Source organism: Hymenobacter volaticus, assembly GCF_022921055.1.
GTDB classification, from domain to species: Bacteria; Bacteroidota; Bacteroidia; order Cytophagales; family Hymenobacteraceae; genus Hymenobacter; species Hymenobacter volaticus.
Map to the genome: position 1 here is coordinate 2,970,771 of NZ_CP095061.1, position 25,025 is coordinate 2,995,795.

At 53.5% G+C, this 25,025-nt stretch carries 22 protein-coding genes and 2 pseudogenes; 19 read left to right on the forward strand and 5 right to left on the reverse strand.

Annotation, left to right across the window (positions count from 1 at the left end; genetic code table 11):
• The first annotated feature begins 38 nt into the window (after positions 1–38).
• Together MUN86_RS12950 and MUN86_RS12955 are read left to right on the forward strand one after the other, a co-directional pair.
• On the forward strand, positions 39–1,853 hold the full coding sequence (locus MUN86_RS12950) for a M1 family metallopeptidase (protein WP_245118349.1): 1,815 nt from the start codon (positions 39–41) through the stop codon (positions 1,851–1,853).
• Between the two features lie 197 nt (positions 1,854–2,050).
• Complete coding sequence (locus MUN86_RS12955) at positions 2,051–3,001, forward strand: cyanophycinase (protein WP_245118350.1); 951 nt, start codon at positions 2,051–2,053, stop codon at positions 2,999–3,001.
• A gap of 131 nt (positions 3,002–3,132) precedes the next feature.
• On the opposite strand, the gene MUN86_RS12960 is transcribed toward MUN86_RS12955, so the two are convergent.
• Positions 3,133–4,116, reverse strand: coding sequence for an isoaspartyl peptidase/L-asparaginase family protein (locus MUN86_RS12960; protein WP_245118351.1), 984 nt, complete (start codon positions 4,114–4,116; stop codon positions 3,133–3,135).
• A gap of 143 nt (positions 4,117–4,259) precedes the next feature.
• Here MUN86_RS12960 and MUN86_RS12965 point away from each other — a divergent pair, with 143 nt between their 5' ends.
• The 3 genes from MUN86_RS12965 to MUN86_RS12975 all read left to right on the forward strand — a co-directional run bounded on the left by MUN86_RS12965 (position 4,260) and on the right by MUN86_RS12975 (position 6,639).
• Positions 4,260–4,688, forward strand: a complete 429-nt coding sequence (locus MUN86_RS12965; RefSeq protein ID WP_245118353.1) for a DUF3127 domain-containing protein — start codon at positions 4,260–4,262, stop codon at positions 4,686–4,688.
• A 279-nt stretch (positions 4,689–4,967) separates the two neighbouring features.
• On the forward strand, positions 4,968–5,843 hold the full coding sequence (locus MUN86_RS12970; RefSeq protein WP_245118354.1) for an SDR family oxidoreductase: 876 nt from the start codon (positions 4,968–4,970) through the stop codon (positions 5,841–5,843).
• Between the two features lie 166 nt (positions 5,844–6,009).
• Positions 6,010–6,639, forward strand: a complete 630-nt coding sequence (locus tag MUN86_RS12975; RefSeq protein ID WP_245118356.1) for an AlbA family DNA-binding domain-containing protein — start codon at positions 6,010–6,012, stop codon at positions 6,637–6,639.
• Positions 6,640–6,658: 19 nt separating this feature from the next.
• Here MUN86_RS12975 and MUN86_RS12980 read toward each other — a convergent pair whose 3' ends face one another.
• A complete protein-coding gene (locus tag MUN86_RS12980) occupies positions 6,659–7,096 on the reverse strand; it encodes a hypothetical protein (RefSeq protein WP_245118358.1) in 438 nt (145 codons plus the stop codon).
• Positions 7,097–7,468: 372 nt separating this feature from the next.
• Positions 7,469–8,887: an alpha/beta hydrolase-fold protein gene (locus MUN86_RS31785; RefSeq protein ID WP_311181699.1), complete on the reverse strand. Its 1,419-nt coding sequence runs from the start codon at positions 8,885–8,887 to the stop codon at positions 7,469–7,471.
• A 145-nt stretch (positions 8,888–9,032) separates the two neighbouring features.
• Between MUN86_RS31785 and MUN86_RS12995 the strand changes: the two genes are divergently transcribed.
• The 12 genes and pseudogenes from MUN86_RS12995 (at position 9,033) to MUN86_RS13050 (ending at position 21,667) form a co-directional block, all read left to right on the forward strand.
• Positions 9,033–9,737, forward strand: coding sequence for an alpha/beta hydrolase-fold protein (locus MUN86_RS12995; protein ID WP_245118361.1), 705 nt, complete (start codon positions 9,033–9,035; stop codon positions 9,735–9,737).
• A gap of 74 nt (positions 9,738–9,811) precedes the next feature.
• Positions 9,812–10,836 (forward strand): annotated as a pseudogene (locus MUN86_RS13000) (ATP-grasp domain-containing protein).
• A 177-nt stretch (positions 10,837–11,013) separates the two neighbouring features.
• Positions 11,014–12,111: a carboxylate-amine ligase gene (locus MUN86_RS13005; protein ID WP_245118362.1), complete on the forward strand. Its 1,098-nt coding sequence runs from the start codon at positions 11,014–11,016 to the stop codon at positions 12,109–12,111.
• A gap of 241 nt (positions 12,112–12,352) precedes the next feature.
• The gene (locus MUN86_RS13010) at positions 12,353–13,201 is read left to right on the forward strand and encodes a type 1 glutamine amidotransferase (RefSeq protein ID WP_245118364.1); all 849 of its coding nucleotides are present in this window, start codon (positions 12,353–12,355) and stop codon (positions 13,199–13,201) included.
• A gap of 148 nt (positions 13,202–13,349) precedes the next feature.
• A complete protein-coding gene (locus tag MUN86_RS13015) occupies positions 13,350–14,537 on the forward strand; it encodes a hypothetical protein (protein WP_245118366.1) in 1,188 nt (395 codons plus the stop codon).
• A 55-nt stretch (positions 14,538–14,592) separates the two neighbouring features.
• Positions 14,593–15,165, forward strand: a complete 573-nt coding sequence (locus MUN86_RS13020; RefSeq protein ID WP_245118367.1) for a YdcF family protein — start codon at positions 14,593–14,595, stop codon at positions 15,163–15,165.
• A gap of 168 nt (positions 15,166–15,333) precedes the next feature.
• Entirely contained in the window at positions 15,334–15,885 is a 552-nt protein-coding gene (locus MUN86_RS13025) for a DUF6939 family protein (RefSeq protein ID WP_245118369.1), read from the forward strand.
• Positions 15,886–15,965: 80 nt separating this feature from the next.
• Positions 15,966–16,493 (forward strand): YkvA family protein, encoded by a 528-nt coding sequence (locus tag MUN86_RS13030; protein WP_245118370.1) that lies wholly within the window; start codon positions 15,966–15,968, stop codon positions 16,491–16,493.
• Positions 16,494–16,777: 284 nt separating this feature from the next.
• Positions 16,778–18,915: pseudogene (locus MUN86_RS13035) on the forward strand (S46 family peptidase).
• A gap of 322 nt (positions 18,916–19,237) precedes the next feature.
• Positions 19,238–19,843: a hypothetical protein gene (locus tag MUN86_RS13040; protein ID WP_245118372.1), complete on the forward strand. Its 606-nt coding sequence runs from the start codon at positions 19,238–19,240 to the stop codon at positions 19,841–19,843.
• An 84-nt stretch (positions 19,844–19,927) separates the two neighbouring features.
• Positions 19,928–21,166 carry an amidohydrolase family protein gene (locus MUN86_RS13045; protein WP_245118374.1) on the forward strand — a complete coding sequence of 413 codons (1,239 nt, stop codon included), beginning with the start codon at positions 19,928–19,930 and terminating at the stop codon, positions 21,164–21,166.
• Positions 21,167–21,178: 12 nt separating this feature from the next.
• Positions 21,179–21,667: a hypothetical protein gene (locus MUN86_RS13050; RefSeq protein ID WP_245118376.1), complete on the forward strand. Its 489-nt coding sequence runs from the start codon at positions 21,179–21,181 to the stop codon at positions 21,665–21,667.
• 3 nt (positions 21,668–21,670) lie between these two features.
• On the opposite strand, the gene MUN86_RS13055 is transcribed toward MUN86_RS13050, so the two are convergent.
• Positions 21,671–22,426, reverse strand: coding sequence for a glycosyltransferase family 2 protein (locus tag MUN86_RS13055; RefSeq protein ID WP_245118378.1), 756 nt, complete (start codon positions 22,424–22,426; stop codon positions 21,671–21,673).
• Positions 22,427–22,592: 166 nt separating this feature from the next.
• On the opposite strand from MUN86_RS13055, the gene MUN86_RS13060 reads away from it, so the two are divergent.
• Positions 22,593–22,892 (forward strand): hypothetical protein, encoded by a 300-nt coding sequence (locus MUN86_RS13060; protein ID WP_245118379.1) that lies wholly within the window; start codon positions 22,593–22,595, stop codon positions 22,890–22,892.
• Positions 22,893–23,092: 200 nt separating this feature from the next.
• A complete protein-coding gene (locus MUN86_RS13065) occupies positions 23,093–23,920 on the forward strand; it encodes a LysM peptidoglycan-binding domain-containing protein (RefSeq protein WP_245118380.1) in 828 nt (275 codons plus the stop codon).
• A 78-nt stretch (positions 23,921–23,998) separates the two neighbouring features.
• On the opposite strand, the gene MUN86_RS13070 is transcribed toward MUN86_RS13065, so the two are convergent.
• Positions 23,999–24,871, reverse strand: a complete 873-nt coding sequence (locus MUN86_RS13070; RefSeq protein ID WP_245118381.1) for an SDR family oxidoreductase — start codon at positions 24,869–24,871, stop codon at positions 23,999–24,001.
• Positions 24,872–25,025 lie beyond the last annotated feature (154 nt).

Below are 25,025 nucleotides of genomic sequence, written 5' to 3' on the forward strand. Positions count from 1 at the left end.
TACTTTTCCTTGTATCTCTTGCTCTTTCTTCCTGACCTATGTCCACCACTCCTGATCCTACCACGCCACACTTCACGCCCGACCCACACAGCTACGCCCGCCCGGCCGAGGTGAGTGTACAACATCTTAGTCTCCACTTAGTCGTCGACTTCCAGGCCCGTACTCTGGCCGGGCACGCCACCTGGCAGCTCGTCAATCATAGCAGCGCAACGGAGCTGGTACTTGATGCCCGCAACCTCGACATCGAAGCCGTACTGCTCGGCGACCTGAACGGGACGCCAACCAACTTCTCGCTGGGCGAGGCCGACCCGGTTTTAGGGCAGCCACTACAGATAGCTATTCTACCCGAGACCGAGCAGGTAACCATTCGATACCGTACCACTCCCGGCGCGGCCGCACTACAGTGGCTAACGCCCGAGCAGACAGCCGGTCAGCAGCACCCGTTCTTGTTCACACAGTCGCAAGCCATTTTGGCTCGCACCTGGATACCGTGCCAAGACTCGCCGGGAGTCCGGTTCACCTATGACGCCCACGTGCAGGTGCCCGCCGAGTTGCTAGCTCTGATGAGCGCCGAGAATCCGCAGGCACGCACTGCCAGTGGTGAGTATAGCTTCCGTATGGCACAGCCGATACCGGCTTACCTAATGGCGCTAGCCGTAGGGGATGTGGCATTCGAGCCACTAAGCGCCCGCACTGGAATTTACGCCGAACCCGTGACGCTTCCTGTTGCCACTAGCGAATTTCAAGACTTGGAAAACATGGTGGTTGCCGCCGAAGCTTTGTATGGCCCCTACCAGTGGGACCAGTACGATTTGCTGGTACTACCTCCCTCCTTTCCATTCGGTGGCATGGAAAATCCACGTTTAACATTTGTAACACCAACTATACTAGCTGGCGACCGAAGTTTAACTAGTTTGGTGGCGCACGAACTTGCGCACTCCTGGAGCGGCAACTTAGTTACAAATGCAACTTGGAATGACTTCTGGTTAAACGAAGGCTTTACAGTCTATTTTGAGCGGCGCATTATGGAGAAATTGTATGGCCGCTCTTATTCTGACATGCTACAAGTGCTCGGCCACACCGGCCTGCAACACACCATTGAGGAGCTTGGCCCCGAAAGCAAAGACACCCATCTGCACCTCGACTTAGCGGGCCGCGACCCCGACGAAGGCCTCAATGACATTGCCTACGAAAAAGGCGACTACCTTCTGCTCACGCTCGAATACCTGGTGGGCCGGCCTGCTCTCGACACCTTTATAAAAGAGTACTTCGCTCGGCACAGCTTTCAGAGCATGGACACCAACTCGTTTGTGGCGTATCTACGGCGCGAGCTACTAGACAAACAGCCCGGCTTGGAAGAGAAGCTTCAACTTGAGGCATGGGTGAACGGCCCGGGTATTCCGGCCGTAGCCCCACCCGTAAGCTCGACCCGCTTCGAAGCGGTGGACGCCGTCCTGCAACACTGGCAGCAGGGCGCCCCGACCGCCGACCTGCGCACTACCAGTTGGAGCAGCCACGAGTGGGTGCACTTCCTACACGGACTGCCCGCGGGCCTACCTTCGGAAAAGCTGGCGGAGCTAGATGCTGCTTTCAACTTCACGCAGTCTGGCAACGCCGAAATTTTGGCTGCCTGGTTCCCGCACACCATCGCGGCCAGCTACTCCCCCGCCGACGAGGCCCTGCACCACTTCTTGACGCACGTGGGACGGCGCAAATTTTTGACGCCTCTTTATAAGGCGATACTCGCTACCCCTGGCGGCTTGGAACGAGCTCGGCAACTATATACCGCGGCCCGCCCCAACTACCACTCCGTGGCGACTAGCACCTTCGATACGCTGGTCGGGCAAGTTTAATACAACTGAATGCTACTTGCTCTGTTAAACACAAGGGCACTATAGCCAGCGGAAAAATGTAGTAATCTTTTGCTGCTGGTTAGGAATCTGGCGTTGCGTGTTGTTTTTTGTAGGTACCGTTAAGCGGCCTGGCCTAAAGCTTGCTCTTAAGCAGCAATGGTCTCTTGTTTTGTGTTGTACTAGTTTGATTTTTTGTGTTGAAGAATTTAAAACCTTTGGGTAAGCTCATTGCCATTGGCGGCAATGAAGACAAGGGTACTTACCCTAATCCCCGGACGAAGAAGAAATATTACCTCAACTTTTTCGAGCTAGGAATCCTAAAACGGGTAGTTCTCGAATCAGGGAAAGAAGATCCGCGCATCGAGGTTATTACCACGGCCTCTATGATACCGGAGGAAGTAGCCAAAATTTATGTTGCTTCCTTCGCGATGCTCACCTGCCACCAAGTAGGTATCATGGATATTCGCACGCCCGAAGACGCGTTGCTACCCGAGTATGTGGAGCGCCTGCGCCTCGCCGACGTGGTTATGATAAGCGGGGGCAACCAGTCGCGCCTCACCCAAATGTTTGGTGGCACCGAGTTTCTGCAAGTGTTGAAACAACGCTATTACGAGTCGCCCAACTTCATCATTGCGGGTACCTCAGCCGGAGCCATGGCCATGTCGCACGCCATGATTGCGGGTGGTAGCGTACCGGATGCCTTGATGAAAGGAGCCGTGAAGATGGGCACCGGTCTTGGCTTGCTCAACAACGTGGTTATCGATTCGCATTTTGTGAAGCGCGGTCGGTTCGGTCGTCTTATCGAGGCAGTGGCCTTGCACCCCAAGCTTATTGGCATCGGGTTGGGCGAAGACACGGGGGTGCTCATCACAGGCGGCCACCAGTTCGAAGCCATCGGCTCCAACCTGGTCGTGATTATGGATGGGCACAAGCTGGAGCACAACAATGCCCACGCTGCTCGTAAAGGGGAAGCTATTTCCATTGAAAATATGCTGCTACACGTGCTAGTGAAAGGCAACGTGTACGATGTCACGCAGCGCGAATTCTACCCCGACCTGAAGTTGTTGCTCCAAGCGGCCGAGTCGGACCGCCTAACGGTTGAGGAGCCTAAAGTTTCCTCCCCTTCCGTCTCAACCGACGCTTCGTAGAAAGTATAGCTACCTTATAACAAAAAGCCGCGTTTCCTGCCTGGAAATGCGGTTTTTTGTCTTTCGGCTACCGGTAAACTATTGCAGCGCCTACTCCTTATATATATAGGCACAAAAATCGGCCTGTTTTCCTAGTCTTTGTAAATTCCGATGTAGAGGTTGGAAGGCGTGATGCTTCCGCGGTACATCCCCTCGGAATTGAAAGGCAATGCTACGTTGCCGGCCGCGTCTACGGCCACGAGGCCACCCTCCCCACCTACTGGCGCAAGCTTGTCGTGCACCACAATGCGGCAGGCTTCGGCCAAACTCAGGCCGCGGTATTCTATCAGGCAGCTGATATCGTGCGCCACCATGGCACGCAGAAAAAATTCGCCGTGCCCGGTACAGCTGATAGCGCAGGTGCGGTTGTCGGCGAAGGTGCCCGCCCCGATGATGGGCGAGTCGCCGATGCGGGAGTAACGCTTGTTGGTCATGCCGCCGGTACTGGTGGCGGCGGCCAGGTTGCCAGACTGGTCGCAGGCCACGGCGCCGACTGTGCCCATTTTCTTTTTCGGGTCTTCGTTGGGAAAGGCAGCGGGTTCTTCGAGCGGCGCGGCGGTTTGTAAAGCTTGGCTGTGGTCGAGGCGCATTCGCCCTTCCAGCAAGGCTTCTTGTAGCTGCGCGTAGCGGTGTTCGGTGAAAAAATATTCGGCGGGTTGGGTGGGCAGGCCATATTCCCGCGCCAACTCGTCGGCACCGGGGTATGCGAGCAGCACGTGGTCGGTTTTTTCCATCACGAGCCGCGCAGCCCGGATGGGGTTCTGCACCGTACGGACGCCAGTCACGGCGCCGGCCGCCCGGTTACGCCCATCCATGATGGCGGCATCCATTTCCTGATGACCTTCGTGAGTGAAAACAGCTCCGCGCCCGGCGTTGAAAAGCGGATTGTCTTCGAGACTGCGCACCGCTAGTTCCACGGCGTCAAGGGCCGGACCACCTTGGCGTAGAATTTCATAGCCCGCTTCGAGACTTTCGCGCAAGGCAGCCTGATAGGCAAATTCCTTTTCCGGCGTCATGAGAGCGGGAGAAATAGTACCGGCACCACCGTGAATGGCCAGGGCGAGAGGATGATTCATGCGCAATAAAACAAAGGCGAAAAGAAAAGAGTAGCCAAAGATACGGAGGCTGCTGACCTCACCCGGCGCTTAATCGGATGGCTGAACCCCGTTTTTTTTCGTACGTTTGAATTACTGTTTTCACTCCCCAAAATATTTACCTTATGGCTTACGATGCTACCGGCCGCCTGCACGAAATCTTCGATGAACAGCAGGTGAGCGAGAAATTCCGCAAGCGCGAGTTCGTGCTGGAAGTTGTAGATGGCCAGTACCCTGAGCATATCAAGTTCCAATTGGTGCAGGATAAAACCGCCCTCATCGACCCATTTAAAGTGGGCGACGAGGTAAAAATTGCCTTCAACCTCCGGGGCCGCGGCTTCAACAAAAATGGTCAGATGCTGTATTTCACCAACCTGGAAGCGTGGCGCATTGAGCCCGCCGCAGGTGGTGGGGCTTCGGCTCCGCAAGGTGGCAGCTACGGCCAGCAGGCTGCTGCTCCTCGCGCTGCTGCTCCCGCAGCCAACCAGAACCCCAATCTGCGTGCTTCGGCCGCTCCGATTGCCTCAGACGACGACAACGACCTGCCCTTCTAAGCTGGCGTTGTTGGCACTTGCCCCTTCAGAAAATACCGCTTCTCTTTCGGGAAGCGGTATTTTTTTGGCATTTGCATGGTCAGGTTCACCTTACATAAACTCGTTATTTATTGAATTGAGCGCGAAGTCATGATGCTTTAAGCTCAGCCTGAATGCTTTACATATATTGTAAAGGGTTTGCCGAAAATTCAATAAACTTTCCGTCTGCTTTCACTCGTTTATAGCCGCAGACCAGTGCACTAGTTGTGCTACTTTCTGCTTACCCCGTATCTGCCGCGCATGGCTGTTTCTCTAGGTAGTTCTTTGATTGGTAAAATGGCGTTAGTTACCGGCGCCAGCAGCGGCATTGGTTTGGTAACAGCTCGTGAACTGGCGCGGCGGGGGGCCAAAGTAATTATGGTGGCTCGCAACCCCGAAAAAACAGAACGCGCCCGCTCTGCCATTCAGTTTGCCGTCCCAAATGCGCAACTCGACATTCGGCTCTGCGACTTGTCGCTGCTAGCCAACGTGCGGCAGTTGGCCGAGGAACTAATTCGCGACTACAGCAAGCTGGATATTTTAATCAATAATGCTGGCATTATGCCCGGCCCGCACACGCTTACTTCTGAAGGGCACGAATTAAGCTGGGTCACCAACCATTTGTCGGTTTTTGCGCTTACTCACCTGTTGCTTCCTCTCCTGTCGGCCGCGGAGACGGGACGGATTGTTACGGTGGCATCGGAGGCGCATTGGCTGGGCGAAATTGAGTTTTCACAGGAAGTACGCAACGCGCCCGAAAAATACAGCTGGCTTACTGCCTACGCCGACTCGAAACTAGCTAACATCTTGTTTACCAACGAGCTTGCTTATCGTCTGGAACTGACCAACGTAACGGCCAATTGCTTGCACCCCGGGCTGGTAAATACGGGCCTGGTCCATGCGGGCAGCTCTTGGGCCATGAAGTTGCTTTGGTGGCCAGCCAAGCCTTTCATGATTACCCCGGAGCGCGGAGCGCAAACCACTCTGTACCTGGCTACTGCTCCCGAGGTAGCTAAAGTGAGCGGCAGCTATTTTAAAAACTTGCGGCCTAGTCGTAGCTCTTCTCGCTCGCAGAACCGGTCTGACGCGGCGCGGCTTTGGCGAATTTCTGAAGAAGAAACCGGCTTAGCGCTATAGCAAGTTCTGTTAGGCTTGCTTACGCCGATTCAAGAGAAAATACGTACGTAAGAAAGAGCTTAGCAGCGTAATACGGATCTTGCTTTCAAGCTGTATATCATTTTCGCACTCGCGCAGTTGCTTATTGTCTTCACCCGAACGCACCAGTTGAAGCTTACGCGATTCTATGTCTGACCTGCACGATTTAATCCGCCGGGGCGAGGGAGAACGGCTGGAATTCAAAAAGAAAACCACCCATCCCACCCGCATTTCCCGCACCTTAGTCTCGTTGGCTAACACCCACGGGGGCCAAGTACTAGTAGGTGTCGACGACGACGGCCGCATCGTAGGCGTGCGCGACGCCGAAGAGGAAATGTACCTACTGCGCCAAGCCGCCGAGCAGTACGCCGATCCGCCCCTCAAGCTCCGCATCAAAGAAATCGAGGAAGAAGGCCGTACGATATTGGTCGTGACGGTACCCGAAAGCTTGCAGAAGCCCCACCGCGCCCAAGTTGCCGATGGCGACTGGCGCGGCTACGTGCGCGTCCGCGACGAAAGTGTACAGACTAGCCAACTCACCGAGCGGGTGTTGGAGCGCACCGAGCCCGCATTTCCACGCCTGGAAAAAATGCCGCTCAATAAAGAGGAACTAGCGGTATTAAATTATCTGCGGCAGAACCCGCGCATTACCCTACCGCAATACATGAAACTGCTCAATATCGGGCAGCGCCGCGCTTATCGAACGTTAATTAAATTAGCGCTTCACGGTTATATAAAACACCACGATAAAGAGAAAGAAGTATATTATACTTTATAAAATACATAGACTATTCTGTCTATTTTATTTTGTGTATCCACCAGCGGATGGTAGCTAATTTTTCTCTTTCTATTTTTAATAGTTCTTTATTCTCAATAATAGCTAAGGCGGCTTGCGTCTTTTCTATACCATAAACTTCAACCAGCCAAAAAGGAAACTGTTCGACGCTTTTATTCCAACCCGTCAAACATCTTTCTAGTAGCTTTTCGGGACTAATGGTCGTGAATGGCTTTCTTTCCTCTAAAATTCGTCCAACGATTTCTTGATCTAAGAAATGGGACTCCACCCTATTTGTTCCTTCAAACACTTGAATGACAGCTTCAACCAATATATCATCCGCTACACCACCTAACATACGAATCAATTGCCTGCTTCGTAAGTCACCATACTGTTTATACTTATCAGAAGAAATATAAATTTCACTTACAACATCTTCAGCCGTCTTAGGAAACTTCATACTCTGCTACTCCTACTCTATATTTTTGCTTCTATATTTCAGCTATAAATAAATAAAAAAGGCCTAAACAATAAATTCTGTTTAGGCCTTTCGATTAATTACTCTTGCTTACGGGCGCGAACTTGTTTTTTCTCTTCTTTCGCTGCCTTCTTTTCTTTGGTTGTTTTAGTAGGCTCCTTCTTTTTTTCTTTGCGGGCGTCTTGCGCTTTAGCCATGGTGTGAGGATTTTAGGAGTGTGAGGTAGAAGAAATAACGCAACCCACTGGCAGCGTGTTGCTCGTTAAGCGGGTAAATGAGGCAAGTACCGCTCCTGCAATATATGCAGATGATGCGCTTCGTGGCCAGGTAAAATATAAGCCAACGCCCGAACACTCACAGGGAATCCACTTGCGACCCCATTCGGTCGTAGGCGGCGGGCTGAAACGATTCAAACAAGCTCAGTGTAGCCGCCCGTACGGCGTCATACTCTTTTAGAATACTTTCCAAGGACCGCTCATTCGCGCCCGAGTTGGGTACGTACTCGTCTTGGTCGAAGCCGGCTAAGGGCTGTTGGTCGCCGCGGGCAATGCGCAGGGCACGGTAGGCGAAAATACGTTCTGTATCAATAACATGCACCAACATTTCCTTGATGGTCCACTTTCCGGAAGCATAAGCGAAGTGAGCTTGCTCATTGGTGAGGGAGCCTACGAGGCGGCGTAGCTCTTGGGGTTGCAGTTGGAGCTGCATCAGCGGGTCGGAGCCCTCGGGTACGAGGCGGATGTACGTGTCGTAGTAGGCGTTGTACTGGCCGGCGGCGGGGCGATGCGAAGAGGACATAGACGAGACAGGTAGAACCGAGGCCGCTAAGTACTGCGAAAAAAACTTACTGCCGAGGTGCCGCCGCCGGTTTAGTCGCTGCCGAATGTTCCAGGGACTCGTTAGTTGGGTTTTATCTACTTGCAGTACAGGTAGTGGTGGCCGGGTGCCCAGTGTGCCGAAAGCCCAATGCAGGAAGTCGGGCATCAGATGACCCCAGGTGTTCTGGTTGTGGCGGCCGCCAACTGCTTCCACGTAGCGGATGCGGGCATCAGGTAGGCCCTGACGGACCAGCACGGCCATCAGGTCAAGGGTATCTTCTATGGAATCGATGATGCCGTTGTGATTCCGGTCGTTGGTTTCGTCGAGGGTGCCGGTTTGTAGCCAGAAACGGTGGTCGAGATGCGCAGCGCGGGCTCGCACGAGGCGGTGCATGATACGGTCGGCGTCGGTATAGCCGTCTTCTATGGCCCGACGACGCCACCAAAACGAGCCCGAAAAAGCGCCAGCTCGCGTGGCTACATCGGGGTGATGCCACACAAAATCAAACGCGGTAAGGCCGCCGAGCGAGAAGCCAGCAACTACAGTTTGGTTGGGATCGGAGGTGACGTGGTAGTGCTGCCGAACGTGGGCCAGTAACTCATGCAGCACAAACTCGGTGTACTGGCTGGCCCGGCTGCCCCGGCCTAGGTAGTCGGGCTGCGCAGCGGTGCCGTACTCCTGAATGCGCTGATGAGCATGAATGGCCACGAGCACGAAGGGCCCGAGCTGGCGCTGCCGGTACAGCAAGCGGAGTGTGGCGGGTAAGCGCAAACGCCGCAAATCCTGGCCGTCGTTGAGGTAAAGTACGGGATAGCGCGTGGGCGCAGCCGGGTCGTAGCCGGGCGGCAACACGACATCCAGCACGACGGGCCGCCCTAGCAACTTGGACTCCAGCCCCGTGTCGCGCACTATTTGCAAGGCGCTTGTGCGCTCCGAATCAGTTGACAAATACATCCACAAAAGTAAAATTGTTGGCGCTTACAATAACCTCCCCCTTAGTGACAGCCGTTTAGGCGAAAAAAGAATAGCGCAGAGATTTTCGATAAGTTTCAACTTATTCTTTTCTTATTGTCCTTGTTCACCTTTATCCAACTCGATTTTGCAGGAAGCCTACCGTCCATTTTACTCGCACAATCTCGGCCACGATGTGGAGATGCTGGTCTTCGGGGACCTTGGCTACCCCATCGTTATTTTCCCTACTTCCATGGGGCGCTACTACGAGGCCAAGGATTTCAAGCTGATAGAAGCCGTACAGTGGTTTGCCGACACGCACAAATTCAAGTTCTACTGCATTGATGGCGTAGATAAACACACCTGGTACGGCAAACATCTGCATCCGGCCGAGCGAGTGCAAAACCATATCCGCTACGACCACATGGTGAGCCAAGAATTAGTGCCCATGTTGCAGCGCGAATGCCACGTCGATAAGATTGGGGTAGCCGGCTGTAGCTTCGGCGGATTCCACGCCATGAACTTTGCTTTCCGCCACCCCGAGCAGGTAGCCCACCTGATTACAATGGGCGCCGCCTTCAATATCCGGCAGTTTCTGGACGGCTACTACGACGAGAACGTCTACTACAACAACCCGCCGGACTTCATGCCCGATGCGCAGAGCGAGCATTTTCACCTCATGAACATCGTGCTTGGCACCGCAGAACACGACTTCTGTAAGGGGTCTAATTACGAGATGTCTGATATTTTGCACCGCAAAGGCATCCGGCATAGGTTGGACGTGGATCCGTTCGGTACGCACGACTGGCCGGTGTGGCGCGCGATGTTTCCCCGTTATTTGTCGCAGATTTAAGAGTTCATTTGGCGGATTTCCGCTTGCACTTTTCACTTTAACCCTGCCCGGACTCTTCCCTCCGGGCTCAGCTTATGAAAAAAATCGGCATTCTTTTCGGACAGGAAAACACTTTTCCTCAGGCCTTCGTGGACCGCGTAAACCAGAAAGCGGGCGGCAGCCTCGCAGCAGAGTTCGTCAGCATCAACCAAGTTGAGCAGGCAGTGCCCACCGATTACGCCGTCATCATCGACCGGATTTCGCAGGACGTGCCCTTCTACCGGGCCTACCTCAAAAACGCCGCTTTGACGGGAACAGCCGTTATCAACAACCCTTTCTGGTGGAGCGCCGACGAGAAATTTTTCAACAACGCGTTGGCTGTGCAGCTAGGCGTGCCAGTACCGCGCACCTTGCTCCTGCCCTCGAAAGAGCGCCCTACCGACACCAGCCACAACTCGTTCCGCAACCTGGAATGGACGAATTGGGACGAGGCTTTTGCCAAAATCGGCTTCCCGGCCTTCATGAAGCCTCACTCCGGGGGTGGCTGGAAAAGCGTGTACAAGCTCGATAACCCGCACGATTTTTTCCGGGCCTACGACGAAACGGGCCAACTGGTGATGATGCTGCAGGAAGCCGTAGAATTCACCGACTATTTCCGCTGCTATTGCATCGGTGGTAAAGACGTGCTCATTATGCCCTACGAGCCCCGCAACGAGCCCCACCTGCGCTACGCCACCGAGATGAAAACCACTGGCCAGGCCGGCAAAAAGCTGCTGGCTACCATGAAAGACTACGTGCTCAAGCTCAACCAAGGCCTGGGCTACGACTTCAACACCGTGGAATTTGCAGTGCGCGACGGTATTCCGCTGGCTATCGACTTCGGCAACCCTGCCCCGATGCCGATGTAAATTCCGTGGGCCAGCAAAACTTCGAGTGGGTGGTGGAAGCTGCTGCCAACCTAGCCATCAGCCGCGCCAAAGCGCACAAGCCGGGCCGCGATAACCTGACGTGGGGCACGTTCGTACGAAACTCAGCGGGCGGCCCCGTTGCATCAGCCAAGAAATCCGCGTCGAAAAAAGACGAGGAAACCAAGCCCAAAGCCAAGAAAAGCAAAGAATAGGCAACTAACACGTAAGGAACGTCATGCTGAGCTTGCCGAAGCATCTCGCGTGCTGACACTAGAGGAGTAATCAGATAGCAGCACGCGGGATGCCTTAGCAGGCTCGGCATGACGTTTTTATGGTTTCAGACGCTTTGAATGGCTTGACCTTATTCTACCACTTATATCACCTCAGCCATGCCCCAATTCACGCTCGGAATAGAAGAGGAATTTCAGACGATAGATCCCGAAACCCGTGACTTACGCTCCCACATGTCGGAGATTGTGGAGGGCGGCAAAGTGGTATTGCAGGAGCAGGTAAAAGCCGAAATGCACCAATCGGTGGTGGAAGTCGGCACGACGATCTGCCACAACATCACGGAGGCGCGGGAGCAAGTGACGCACCTGCGCCGAATGGTGATTGACTTGGCCGACAAAGTTGGCCTCAAGATAGCCGCGGCCGGAACGCACCCTTTTTCTCGTTGGCAAGATCAGCCCATTACGGCCGATGCCCGCTACGACAAGATTGTAGAAGAATTGCAGGAAGCTGCCCGCTCCAACCTCGTTTTTGGAATGCACGTGCACATCGGGCTCGAAAACCGGGATTTGGGTGTGTACGTCATGAACACGCTGCGCTATTTTCTGCCCCACATTTTCGCTTTGTCCACCAACTCACCGTTTTGGGAAGGACGCGAAACGGGGTATAAATCATTCAGAACCAAAGTATTCGAGCGGTTTCCGCGCACCGGTATTCCCGATTATTTCAGCAGCGCCAGCGAGTACGACGAGTACATTGCGCTGCTGGTAAAAACGGGCTGCATCGACAACGGCAAGAAGATTTGGTGGGACCTGCGCCTACATCCGTTCTTCGACACCATCGAATACCGCATCTGCGACATGCCGTTGCGGGTAGATGAAACGGTAGCACTGGCCGCTATCATGCAAGCTTTGGTGGCCAAGATCTACAAGCTTAAGAGCCAAAACCTCAATTTTCGGCTTTATCGCAAAGCCCTCATCAACGAAAACAAATGGCGAGCGGCCCGGTACGGCATCGACAGCAAAATGATTGATTTTGGGAAGGAAACTGAAGTGCCGACCCGAGAGCTAATCATGGAACTACTCGATTTTGTGGACGACGTGCTGGACGAGCTCGGTAGCCGCCATGAGGTGGAATACGTGCACAAGATGCTGGAAATGGGCACCGGCGCCGACCGACAGCTAAAGGTGTTCAAGGAAACCAATGACTTGAAAAAGGTAGTTGATTTCATAGTGTCGGAAACCAATCATGGCTTATAAATAAGGAGTCAGGAAACGCTAGGCGTCCGGATAGCGTTTCTTCCCTTTCTGATTCGGCTTTGGTGCAATGCTGTTGGTTGTGATAGAGTGTTTTCCTGCTATCTACTAAACTGACATTGCATCAAACCTGATCGATAGTCCTTTTTTGTACTTTTGCTTTTTGCTGCCACTTACCTCGTACGTATACGGGCAGCTAATTCATTGTTTCCAAATACCCTAGCCACCGGGCGGGTTTCCTTATATGAAGTCTCTGAAAATTGCCATTCTGGATATGTACAACAATGCTCCGAACGAGGGCATGCGCTGTATTCTCCAACTCGTGCGACGGGCACAAGAAACTAGCCCCGTCAACCTTTCCTTCGATGTATTCAATGTGCGGGCCAACACGGAGCTACCCGATTTGAGCTACGACATTTACATTTCTAGCGGCGGTCCGGGCAGCCCACTTCCTACCGAGGAAGCTTGGGAAAAACCGTATTTCGAACTCATCGACAACCTCTTTGCCTGGAACCAGGAGCACGACCTGAAGAAACATGTTTTTCTGATTTGTCACTCGTTCCAACTGGTAAGCCGGCATTTGGAAGTAGGCGTGTTAAGTAAGCGCAAATCCACCTCCTTTGGCATCTTTCCCATGCACAAAACCGAGGCAGGCCAGGCCGATTCGCTACTAGGCATTCTCCCTGAGCCCTTCTTCTCGGTTGACTCCCGCGACTATCAAGTGACGGAGCCCAACGAATCCCGCTTGGCAGAGCTTGGCGTTGCAGTCTTGGCGATGGAAAAAGAGCGTCCTCATGTACCCCTGGACCGGGCCATTATGGCCATCCGCTTCACGCCCGAAATCATTGGCACGCAGTTTCACCCCGAAGCCGATGGCGAAGGCATGCTGCGCCACTTCCAAACCACCGAGAAGCGCGAGCAAATCATTGCCAACCACGGCGAAGCGAAGTACGAGGAAATGGTGCGTCTGCTCCAAGACCCCGATACCATTGAGCTAACTGAATCTCTCGTTATTCCCACCTTCCTACGGCAAGCCGTTGCGGCCCTAACCTCAACCGCTGCCGAGCAGCAGCCTGCCGGCGTAACGTACTAAACTCTCTGCCAGAACGTCCTGCTGAGCTTACTGAAGCACCCCGCATGCTAAGTTGGGTTTGCCACACGAGCGAGTTGCCTCGGTAAGTTCAGCAGAACGACCAAGAGGCAGCTTTGTATTACTCCATTTCTCCATCTACAACCGCGCTATGATTCCTGAATTTCGCTCTCGCTATAATCAAGCCTTTAGCCCCGAACGCTACCAGGAGATGTTGCGCACGATAGATCAGGAATTGCCGGGGCAGTTGGAGTTTCGATTGGCAGAAACGCCCATTTTTGTGCCAGCACCGTTGCGGGATAAGTTAGTGCAAGCCGGGGAGAGCATAATCGATGTGCTGACGGCGCCCGACTTCAAAGAACGCACTGAGCAGGCCGTACCACCTGCGCTTCGGGTGCCGAACGAGAATGCCCACACCTCGTTTCTGGCTATTGACTACGCTGTATGTCGCAATGCTAGCGGCGAACTGGAGCCACAGCTGATTGAGCTACAAGGCTTTCCCTCCTTGTATGCTTTCCAAGATTATTTGCAGGGTGCCTACCGCCGGTTCTTTCCGGTACCCGATTCAGTTTCGCACCTCTTTGGGGGCGCTACCTCCGATGAGTACATAGCGAAGCTTCGGGAGCTGATTGTAGGCAATGAGAACCCGGAGAATGTTATTTTGCTGGAGCTGTTTCCGGAAAAACAGAAAACGCGCATTGACTTCGAGCTGACCAAGCGCAACTTGGGTGTAGCACCTGTGTGCCTGACGAAGGTGCGTAAGGAGGGCCGGCAGCTCTATTACGAGCAAGATGGTCGCCGCATTCCCATCAAACGCATCTACAACCGGGTAATTTTCGACGAGTTAGCCCATTACCCGGGCCTGGAAACCGAGTTCGAGCTAACCGACGACGTGGATGTGGAATGGGTAGGTCACCCAAACTGGTTTTTTCGCATCAGCAAGTACACACTGCCTCTGCTCCACAGCCCCTACATTCCCCCAAGCTACCGCCTCGACCAACTGCCTTCCTATCCCGTTGACCTGGAAAACTACGTGCTCAAGCCTCTGTTTTCCTTCGCGGGCAGCGGCGTGAAACTCGACGTAACGGCTGCTGACTTAGAGGCCATACCCGACAAGCACAACTATTTGCTGCAACGCAAAGTGCAGTACGAACCCGTTGTTCAGTCGCCGGATGGGCTAGTGAAGTGCGAAATTCGGATGCTCTACGGCTGGCTTGATGGCGATGCCCGTCCCACCCTGCTCACCAACCTAGGCCGCTTGAGCCGCGGTGCCATGATAGGTGTAGACTTCAACAAGAACAAGGATTGGGTCGGTGGCTCAGTGTGCTTTTTCGAGTAGCTCTCCACTGATAACTGACGCTTCTCCCACGCACATCTAGCAGGTAGTAGTCCGCTTGAAATCGGCAACGTATATCGTCAAATGGGTTGCAATAGTGCTTGGCAGTTGGTTTCTGCTACACGTTGCAGCTACTACCATCGACGGCTTAACCGACAATGCGCAACCTGCCGATTGCCTTTTGGTACTCGGCAACACCGTAAACGCCGATGGCACCCTTTCACCCCGATTGCAAGGCCGCCTAGACAAAGCCCTAAATTTGTACCAAGCCGGAGTAAGTCCTACCATTTTCGTTAGCGGCGGGTTAGGCAAGGAAGGTCATTATGAGGGCACCGCGATGCGCCAGTATTTAGTAGCGCACGGCGTACCGGCTGCGGCCATTTTAGTTGATAACGCAGGTAACACCACGCAGGCTACAGCTCGCAACTTTGTAGCTACAGCCCAAGTTCGTCACTTTTCATCAGTGGTCGTGGTGTCGCAGTTTTTTCATATCAGCCGCACCAAGCTGCTCCTAAAGCAACAGCAGTTCCCGCGCATCTACGGCGCGCACGCCGATTATTATGAATTACGCGACATCTACGCGCTAATTAGAGAATTTGCTGCCTACTATACCTACCTTTTCCAAGGGTAGAATTGTTTACTAACGGCGGTAAGTTGCAGTGGGGGCCTCACGTGTAGAGATAGTAAAAGCACATATCCTAAGTTTTAACTCGCCATAATCACTGGATGAACGGGAGTAATTAAGGTGCCTGACTCTCGACCACTATTCAAGACCGTGCAGTCTTAAACTATGATACTGATGAGAATCTATATTGAAAGCAGGAAGAAGAAAATCGAGAATATCCGGAAGGCTTATCCTGAGGCTGAAATCATTGACGTAACGTCAAAAGGAACCTTGCCTTTTCTAAAGTTCAGCCCCTTTTATCCTATTGGCGAAATACCCGTTCCGTTCTCGGAGGGTTTCTATGCTGCATCAATTGAAGGCATTTGGCAAGGTTTGAAAGTATTTGAAGGGCAAGATATTGATGAGAACAAGTTTACAATCTCTAATATGAAAGGACTCAAAAGAACGGTTAGGAGCTTTGGGTTGCCGAAAGGCCATAGAAAAGGAGTGCATGGGACAGAATTACTTGATTATATAAGTGCGAGGAGGCAGATCTATATACCTGCGTACAATTGGGCACTTGATAACAACCTTCAAATTGAACTGGAAAGGTTAAAAGAGCTTGGCTTACAAAAGGACTTGGTTTTACTTGATTATGAGACAAATGATGACATTGATAATCCACTAAAGCCTTTGTCTCACGCTTCATTGATAAAATATCGACTGGAAGGAAGAAGTCTATTATGAAGAGGTTACTTAATGAGGCAATTGTTCACCCAATAACCTCCTCTGCCTCCTCCGCGTAAGCCCACAGAAAACGTACTTATATGTCTTCTCTCTTCGAAAAAGGGCTTTCTATTTCCAAAAACGCGCTGTTTAGCGTATTTCTCAACCGCGCCGGCAAGCTTCTTGGTCGCCCTTTCCGGGCCGTGTTGGTACTCAATGAAGTAGCTAATAAGCTAGCCAGCAAAGAAAGCGGCGACAATAAGTTCAAGCAGGTATTCGATGTGGCCCGCACGCTGGTGCGGCTAGTGCGCAACTACATCAGCGGCAGCTACCGACAGATCGACAACACCACCATTATCGCCGGGCTGGCCGTGTTGCTTTACACCCTCTCACCCATCGACTTGGTACCGGATTTTGTGCCTGTTGTAGGCTTTTTAGATGATTTGGCGCTGATTAGCTGGTTTGTCGAGAAATTCCAGGACGAAATTCGCCGCTTCCGGGCGTGGGAAGACGCTAACCCCACCGACGAAACCGACGATATTCCGGCAGCTTCCACTCCTCCAGCATACGCCGCTTCCAACACCAATGCGGAAAATCTGCCAGCCGTAGCGGAGATGGGACATTCCTGAGTTCTAACCTAACTAAGCTACTTCTTTGTGGCATTGTAAAACGCCCAACCTTAACTGGTTGGGCGTTTTTGCTTGCTTTAATACAGCCTGAACTCCCCGAAAAGCAAGTCTACCAGCAGTTAGTGCGCTATTTTCGTGTTCTATTTCAGTACATCCGCTTTGCTATGAATTTTCGCCTTAGACTGACGTTGCTGGCCCTGACACTTCTTTCCTTTCTCTCACAGGCGCGTGCCGATGAGGGCCTGTGGCTGCCGCTGCTGCTCAAGCAGCTCAACGAGGCCGACATGCAGAAAAAAGGCCTCAAACTTACCGCTGACCAGATCTATAGCATCAACCAGGGTAGCCTAAAGGATGCGGTAGTTCAGTTTGGCGGCGGCTGCACCGGCGAAATCGTAAGTAACGAAGGCTTGCTGCTTACTAATCACCACTGCGGCTACAGCCAGATTCAGCAGCACTCTTCCATCGAGAACGACTACCTCACGAAAGGGTACTGGGCCAAGAATCGAGAGCAGGAACTCCCTAATCCGGGCCTCACGGCTACGTTCATCATCAAGATGGAAGACGTAACCAGTCAGGTGCTGGCGGGCATTCCAACTACCAATATTCAGGAAGCAGACCGGGAAAAGATGGTCCAGGCCAATAGCCAGCGCGTAGCGCAGGCCGCCGTGCAGGGCACTCATTACGAAGCGTTTATTCGGCCATTTTATAATGGCAACGAGTATTATTTGTTTCTGACAGAGGTGTTTGAAGATATCCGGTTGGTGGGTGCGCCGCCGAGCAGCATTGGCAAATTTGGGGGCGACACCGACAACTGGGCCTGGCCCCGCCACACCGGCGACTTCAGTGTGTTCCGTATATACGCCGGTCCCGACAACAAGCCCGCTCCCTACTCGAAAGACAATGTGCCCTTCAAGCCCCGCCACCACCTGCCTATTTCGCTGGCAGGCGTGCAACCCGGCGACTTCACGTTGGTTTTTGGCTTTCCGGGTCGCACCAATGAGTACCTCACGAGTTGGGGTGTAGAGGAAACCTATTCGGTATCGAACCCGGCCAAAATCAAGGTACGCGACGCGAAGTTGAGAATCCTGGCCACCGATATGCAGGCCTCCGACAAGGTGCGGATTCAATATGCGGCCAAGTACGCCAGCATTGCCAACTACTGGAAAAAGTGGATCGGCGAAAACCGCGGCCTTAAAAAGCTGGACGCCGTCACGCGCAAGCAGCAGCAGGAAGTTGCCTTTCAGCAGTGGGCCAACAGCGGCGACGAAGCCCGTAAAGCAGCCTATAGCACTCTTTTATCCCAAATGCAGCATAGCTATACCGCCGCACGCGACTATACCCTAGCCCGCGACTACGTGACGGAGGCAGCGCTAGGCATTGAGTTAATAGCTTACGCCAATAGCCTGCTTTCTCTGGCTGACCTGGCCGAGAAAAAAGTACCAGCCGCTGAACTCGCTACCGCTGCTGGCAAAGCCCGGACCGGCACCACCAATTTCTTTCGCAACTACAGCGCCTCCACCGACCAGAAAGTAGCCACTGCCCTGCTGCCCCTTTACGCCACTGGCACACCGACAGCCCTTCTGCCTACTTACGTGAAAAGTCTCTCCAAGCAATATCCTGGCAGCAGCGGCTGGAGCACCTACGTGGCGCAACTTTACAGCAAGTCACGCCTGACTTCCAATGAAAGTGCCCAAGCCGTACTCAATGAAGTAGCCAAAGGCAACGCCCGCGCCATCCTCGACGACCCGGCCGCGCAACTAGCGGCAGCCATTGTCAGCAACTACCGCACAGCCATTCTACCCACTTACGCCGCCGCCACCGACAACATTGCACTACTCCAGCGCACCTACATGGCGGGCCTACGCCAGCAACAGCCCGAGCGCAAGTTCTATCCCGACGCCAACTCCACGCTGCGCGTCGCCTACGGCCAGGTGCAGCCCTACACCCTGCCGACGGCACTCAGTACGACTTTTACACCACCCTCGACGGCATCATGGAAAAGGCCGATCCAACAAATCCGGAGTTCGAGGTGCCAGCCCGCCTGGCCGAGTTGTATCAAACCAAAGACTACGGTCCTTACGCTTACAAAGGCAGCGTGCCCGTCGCCTTCATTGCCACCAACCACACGACGGGCGGCAACTCCGGCTCGCCAGTGATTAACGGCCGCGGCGAGCTAATCGGCATCAACTTCGACCGTAACTGGGAAGGCACCATGTCCGACATCATGTTCGACCCCGACCGGGTCCGCAACATCACGCTCGATGTGCGCTACCTGCTGTTCGTAATAGATAAGTTTGCCGGTGCCAAGCATTTAGTAAACGAAATGACCTTGGTAGACAACCCGACCGACGCCAAGACAGAACCAAGCAAGAAAGTAAAGAAGATGAAAGTGAAGCGCCAGCCAGCCAAGACGCCGGCGTAGTGTTAAGTATAGAACTATATTCATGCGCCCGCCGGAATTCTAATCTTCTAGCGGGCGCATTTTTACTTTTTCAAAGCATTATATGAAGTACCCACTACTGCTTATTGCCTCCTTGTATTTACTATTTCAGCAGCCCGCATCGGCTCAAAACTCAAGGCTACGTACACTCGAACAAGAGCTTCTAGCAGAAGGAAGAGCCCTTTACGTTTCTGAAAGTGCCTCGTGGGTTGCAACTGACTTGTTTTTGGCGAAAAAGCCTGACATGACAAGCTTCACCGGATATATCACTTATTCTGACGGTGATTCCTTACGCACTTTGTTTATGTATCGTGACGCTGATAGTAAAGCACTAACTATTCCTTATGCTTTTAACTTCCATCGAACGGCTATTCGCCCTGAAGCAGCCCGCCAGTCGGCAGCACGGCCAGCCTCAGTTCGGGAACAGCGCCTATTTGCTATTCGTGAACGAGTAGAGGAAGAATTAGCGACACATCAGGTAGCGGGCACTTCTTACCGATTCCCCGAAAACACTCGTCCTAATATTGTTCTGCTAGAAAATGCCAAGGGAGTACGGGCTTATGTACTGGTAGGTCCACAGACAGCAGGTGTTCTCCCAATTGGCAACGACTTCTTGCTCAGCTTCGATACGGGCGGTAAGCTACGGACAGTGGAGCGGCTGCACAACAGTTACTTAGCTATGAGCCCACCTGAGAATACCGAGAGAATAGAAGCGGGTATGCATAGCCATTTACCTGCTCACCCCTACATCACCCCCACCGACATTTGTTCTTTACTGCTCTACCAAGATGCGTTTCCGGCGCCCCAGCACATTGTTATGGGGCGAGAGTACGTGTCGATATTTGATATTCAGAAACAGCAGCTACTATTGCTGACCAAAAAGGCTTTCGACAAAATATACAAGAAATAACACGCAGCTATGCTTGGCAACTATTCGCTCTGGTTTCGGCCTTTGCATCGGTTCATCTTTAGCCTTGCTAGCACCCTATTGCTGGTGTCAAGTTTTCCCGCTTCGGCTCATCCACCTGCCCCGGCTACTGTACTGCTCCTGCTTCGTCCCGCGGCCGTTTTCGACGGGGAGACGATGCATCCGGGTTGGGCAGTGCTCATAGAAAATGACAGAATCAGGGCCGTGGGGCCAGTTGCGCAAGTAACGGCACCAGCCGGCGCTCGCACCTTGGACTTGCCTGGTCTCACCTTGCTACCAGGGCTGATTGAAGGCCATTCGCACTTGATGCTGCATCCCTACAACGAAACTCCCTGGAACGACCAAGTATTACTGGAATCTGAGGCGCTACGCGTGGCACGAGCTACGGCTCACGCCCGCTCCACACTAGCCGCCGGCATCACCACGGCCCGAGACCTTGGTACGGAAGGGGCTGGCTACGCTGATGTGGGGTTGAAACAAGCCATCGAACAAGGTATTATTCCTGGTCCGCGGCTGCTAGTGGCTACGCGGGCGTTGGTGGCTACTGGTAGCTATGGCCCCAAACTTTCCGTGGATGTGGAAGTGCCGCAAGGCGCTCAAGAAGCTGATGGTGTCGATGGTATCATCCGGGCCGTGCGGGAGCAGATTGGCAACGGCGCCGACATCATCAAAGTATACGCCGATTATCGTTGGGGCGCCAACGAGCCAAGTCGTCCTACGTTCACGCAAGACGAACTCAACCTCATCGTGAAGACGGCCAACAGCGCGGGCCGACCCGTAGTAGCTCACGCCAGTACTCCCGAAGGGATGCGTCGCGCTACGCTTGCTGGCGTCCAAACCATTGAGCACGGCGATGGCGGCACGGCGGAAGTATTCAAACTGATGAAGCAGCGCGGCGTGGCCCTATGCCCCACCGTAGCCGCCGGCGACGCTATTTCGCAGTACCGGGGCTACCGCAAAGGCCAAGACCCAGAGCCCGAGCGTATTCGCCAGAAGAAAGAAAGCATGAAGCTCGCACGCCAAAGCGGCGTAGCGTTAGCCGTCGGTGGCGACGTAGGCGTGTTCACCCACGGCGACAACGTGCGCGAAGCTGAACTGCTCGCTCGCGAATACGGCCTCACGCCACTGGAAGTACTACGCGGCTTCACCAGCGGCAACGCCCGCATCTTTCAGCTTCCCGACCGAGGCCGCATCCAAACCGGCCTTCTCGCCGACTTAATAGCCGTAACCGGCGACCCAACGCAGGACGTAGGCGCCCTCCGCCAAGTAAAGCTGGTGCTCAAAGGCGGCGTGGAAGTCAAATAATCAATTCGCGCTATGCAACAGGAAGAAACCAAAAATTTAATTGAGGCAACGCTTCCATATTTCGTGGAAGCAGAAGCAACAGAGGAAACTATTTACAATCAGTTAACTAGCACTGGAGTCGATGCTCACTTAGCAAATCAGATAATTTCCTTCGTGCCTTTAGCCTTTGGTCGTGTGCTGATGCAAAACCTTCTAGTGGGTTTTTCGAAGCATTATACACTGCACACTAATAACAAAAGACCCCATGATTATTTATTAAGCGAGGAACCGGTATATCAAGCAGCCTTACTTTGCGCTGAGCAAGCCGTTACCAATCAGACTTGGACGGAACATTTACATGTTGCCATAGCACTTTGGAGTGCCGAAACACAAGCCGTAAATTCTGCACTCATTTCAGGTAGCCAACCAGAGGATCTAGAGATTAGCAATCCACAGATACTTGCAGATATTGGTCCCAAACAGGCTAAAGTTAATGCTAGACCTTGGTGGAAAATCTGGTAGTTCCTACCCAGGCCGCTCCACGCCTAACGCCTTGAGTTGGTCGGCGTACTTGTCGTAAATCACGCGCAGATCGGCGCCGTGTTTGTCAGCATCGACACCGATGCTGACGTTGCTGGTGTGAAAGCGGTGCAGGTGGCTGATGTGGGGCGACAGGATGGGCAAGTGGCCCGCTAGTAGGAAGCGCACGTACAAGTCTAAGTCCTCGGCCATTTCAATTTCTTCGTCGTAGCCCCCTACTTTTTCAAATAAACTGCGCGAGTAGCAGACGTTGCCCTGGATGAAATGCTCGGCTTTGAAAATAGCCTTGAGCATGTCGGTGGCCGAATCGAAGCGCCAAGCGTAATAATCTTCGCTCGGCAGGTAACGCCGTTCTTCGTCTACGCGCAGAAAGTCGGCTACAAACCACGACTGCTCGGGATGGCGCTCAATTAAGTCGCCGTAGTGGTAGAGGCAACGCTGGAGCAGAAGATCATCGTCGTCGAGGGGAACAAGCCAGGAGTCGGCGGGTGTTTCACGAATAAGGATGTTGCGGGCGGGACCGGGCTGTAGCTTGGTGTTCTGACTGATAACTCGGATCGGTTCACCTTCTTGCGTGGCGGTACGCAGCCAATTGGCGGTATCATCGGTGCTGGCATTTTCCAAAATGAAGTGCTCGAACTGAATATCGAGCGGCGCTGTGATGGTGGCTCGGACGCTAGCCACGGCTTCGGGCAGAAACTGGCAGCGGTTGTGTGTCGGTGTGATGACCGTGAAGTGCATAAAAAGAAAACAAGTAGTACATGGCCGCCGGCCGGCGTGCCTACAAAGCAGCTAGCTGCGGAGCTGCTCCTTATTCTGTTAGATACTAGAAAAAGTTGCCCTAGGGCTTGGCAGGAGGTCAACTTTGTACCTTCTACGGCGTTAGTTGGCTCTTAAGTCCTTGCATATGGCCAAGTTTATGGTTACGCTCCAACTGCCTGTGGTTTTCACCGATGACTTTGTTGCTCTTATTCCTCGTCATCGCATGTTCATCAACCAATTAATCGAGGAAAACGTCGTGGAAGCGTACGCTATCAGTGCCGACCGCACTCAAGGTTGGATAACGATGAACGGCCAAGACACCGAAGCTATTCGGCTGGTAGTGCAGAAATTTCCGCTTTATCCTTTCTTTAGGGACGTGCAAATCAACCAGTTATTCATCTTCGATAGTGTCAGCTCCCGCTTTCCCCCTATCAGTCTGAATTAACTGAACTAGTGAATCAGCGAATCGGATAGTTAAGCAGTGCAAGCTCTTCTCTCAACCCGCTTTACTACCCGTCGCTACCTTACCCCCTTTGTTGTCCGGCCCGGTTTGTGTATGAGGCGGGCCATCAGGCAAGCTTTGCTTACGATTACCTTTCTATGATGCGTTTTTTGGGGCTTTTGCTCTTTTTTCCTTTGATATCAGTGGCTTTAGGAGCTGCTTTTACACCCGTCGCAACGCCCGATGCAGACAGCATCACTACCGAGCAGTTGATGACCCGCCTCACAAATTCCATCACGACTTTGAAGACGCTACGCTGCAACGTGCGCGCCCAAGAACGGTTGAGCAGCGGCAAATACCAACCGGCCCGCACCACCATGAAGATGACCTTGAATCCGCAACGCGTATACCTCAAGAATAATATCAAGGGCGTGGAAGTGCTGTGGGTGGAAGGCCAAAACGACGGCGACGCTTGGGTGTATCCCAACAGTTTCCCCTACGTGACGCTGAGCCTCGACCCCAATGGCACCATCATGCGCCGCAACCAGCACCACAGCATCCTCGATGCCGGTTTCGGTACCATCGCCGGCCTTATTCACGGTTCCAGCCAGCGCCGCGACCACAACTACGAACATAGTTTCCGCTACACCGGCGACTCCACCATCGCCGGCCGGCCGTGCTACGTGCTTCAATCGGAGTACCCGCAGTTCCGCTACGTGTCCTACACAACCGTAGCCGGCGACACGCCCGCCCGAATTGCCGACAAATTCGGCTGCGGCGAATACCGCGTCATGGAGCGCAATGGCATCAGTCCGGGCTCCGCCATACCCGTTGGCAAAACCCTGCAAGTGCCTAATAGCTACGGCCGCCGCACGCTCGTTTGCGTCGATCAGAAACTCATGCTGCCCGTCTTGGTGCGGGTGCACGACGACAAAGGCTTATTCGAACAGTTTGAGTTCAGCAACATCGTGGCCAATCAGCCTATTCCACCCATAGAATTTACCAAGGACTTCCCGGAGTATAAGTTGTAGAGCGCCGAAATACTCCATAACAAGAACGTCCTGCTTCGACTAGCGCAGCAGGACGTTCTTCTGTTTTTGACGGTTTGGTTATCTCCTCATCGTCTTCTCGATTTCATCCCACATTGGGGCCGGAATGGCTTCGAGCTTGTTGAACTCGCCCGCGCCGTTCAGCCATTCGCCGCCGTCCAGCGTCACTACCTCGCCATTCATATAGGCCGCAAAATCCGACACCATGTAAGCCGCCAGATTCGCGAGTTCCTGGTGGTCGCCGACGCGCTTGAGGGGCACACTGGCAGCGGGGTCCAGCTTTTTGGCGAGGGGTTCGGGGAACAGACGGCTCCAAGCTCCTTCCGTTGGGAACGGGCCGGGGGCAATAGCGTTGGAGCGGATACCATATTTGGCCCACTCCACCGCCAACGACCGGGTCATGGCCAGCACGCCGGCTTTAGCGGCCGCCGAAGGTACTACGTACGCCGAGCCGACGGAAGCATACGTGGTAACAATGTTGAGGATGGTGCCGGGCTTTTTCTCTGCTATCCAACGCTTTCCGAAAGCCAGCGTGCAGTTATAAGACCCCCGTAGCACAATGTCCACAATCACATCGAAGGCTTTGTGCGAAAGGCGTTCGGTGGGGCTGATAAAGTTGCCGGCCGCATTGTTGAGCAGCACATCGACCCCACCAAAGGTGTCGATGGTTTTTTGCAGTAAGGCTTCCACTTCGTCGTACTTGCGCACATCGCACTGCACGGCTAGAATGCTGCCGCCGGTTTGCTGACGCAGTTCTTCGGCGGTTTTCTCTAGCACATCGAGCTTGCGGCTGCTGATCACCACATTGGCGCCGAGCTGCAGAAAATAAGTGGTCATGGCGCGCCCAAGGCCGGTGCCGCCGCCCGTCACGACGATGGTTTTACCTTGGAGTGCGTTGTCGCGGAGCATAGGTTGGGCGTAGGGAGCAGCCATAAAGCGGGAAGAGGTGGGAATAGAAGAGTGAAAACCAAGCGCTAAGCAGTTCGGCCATTGCAAACAACCGCTGATTTCGCCGCTCAAATAAACTGCTAATTCCAGTAATAGCGGTTTCTATTGTAGCCTTGTGTTCTTCTTTGGGGCAACCACT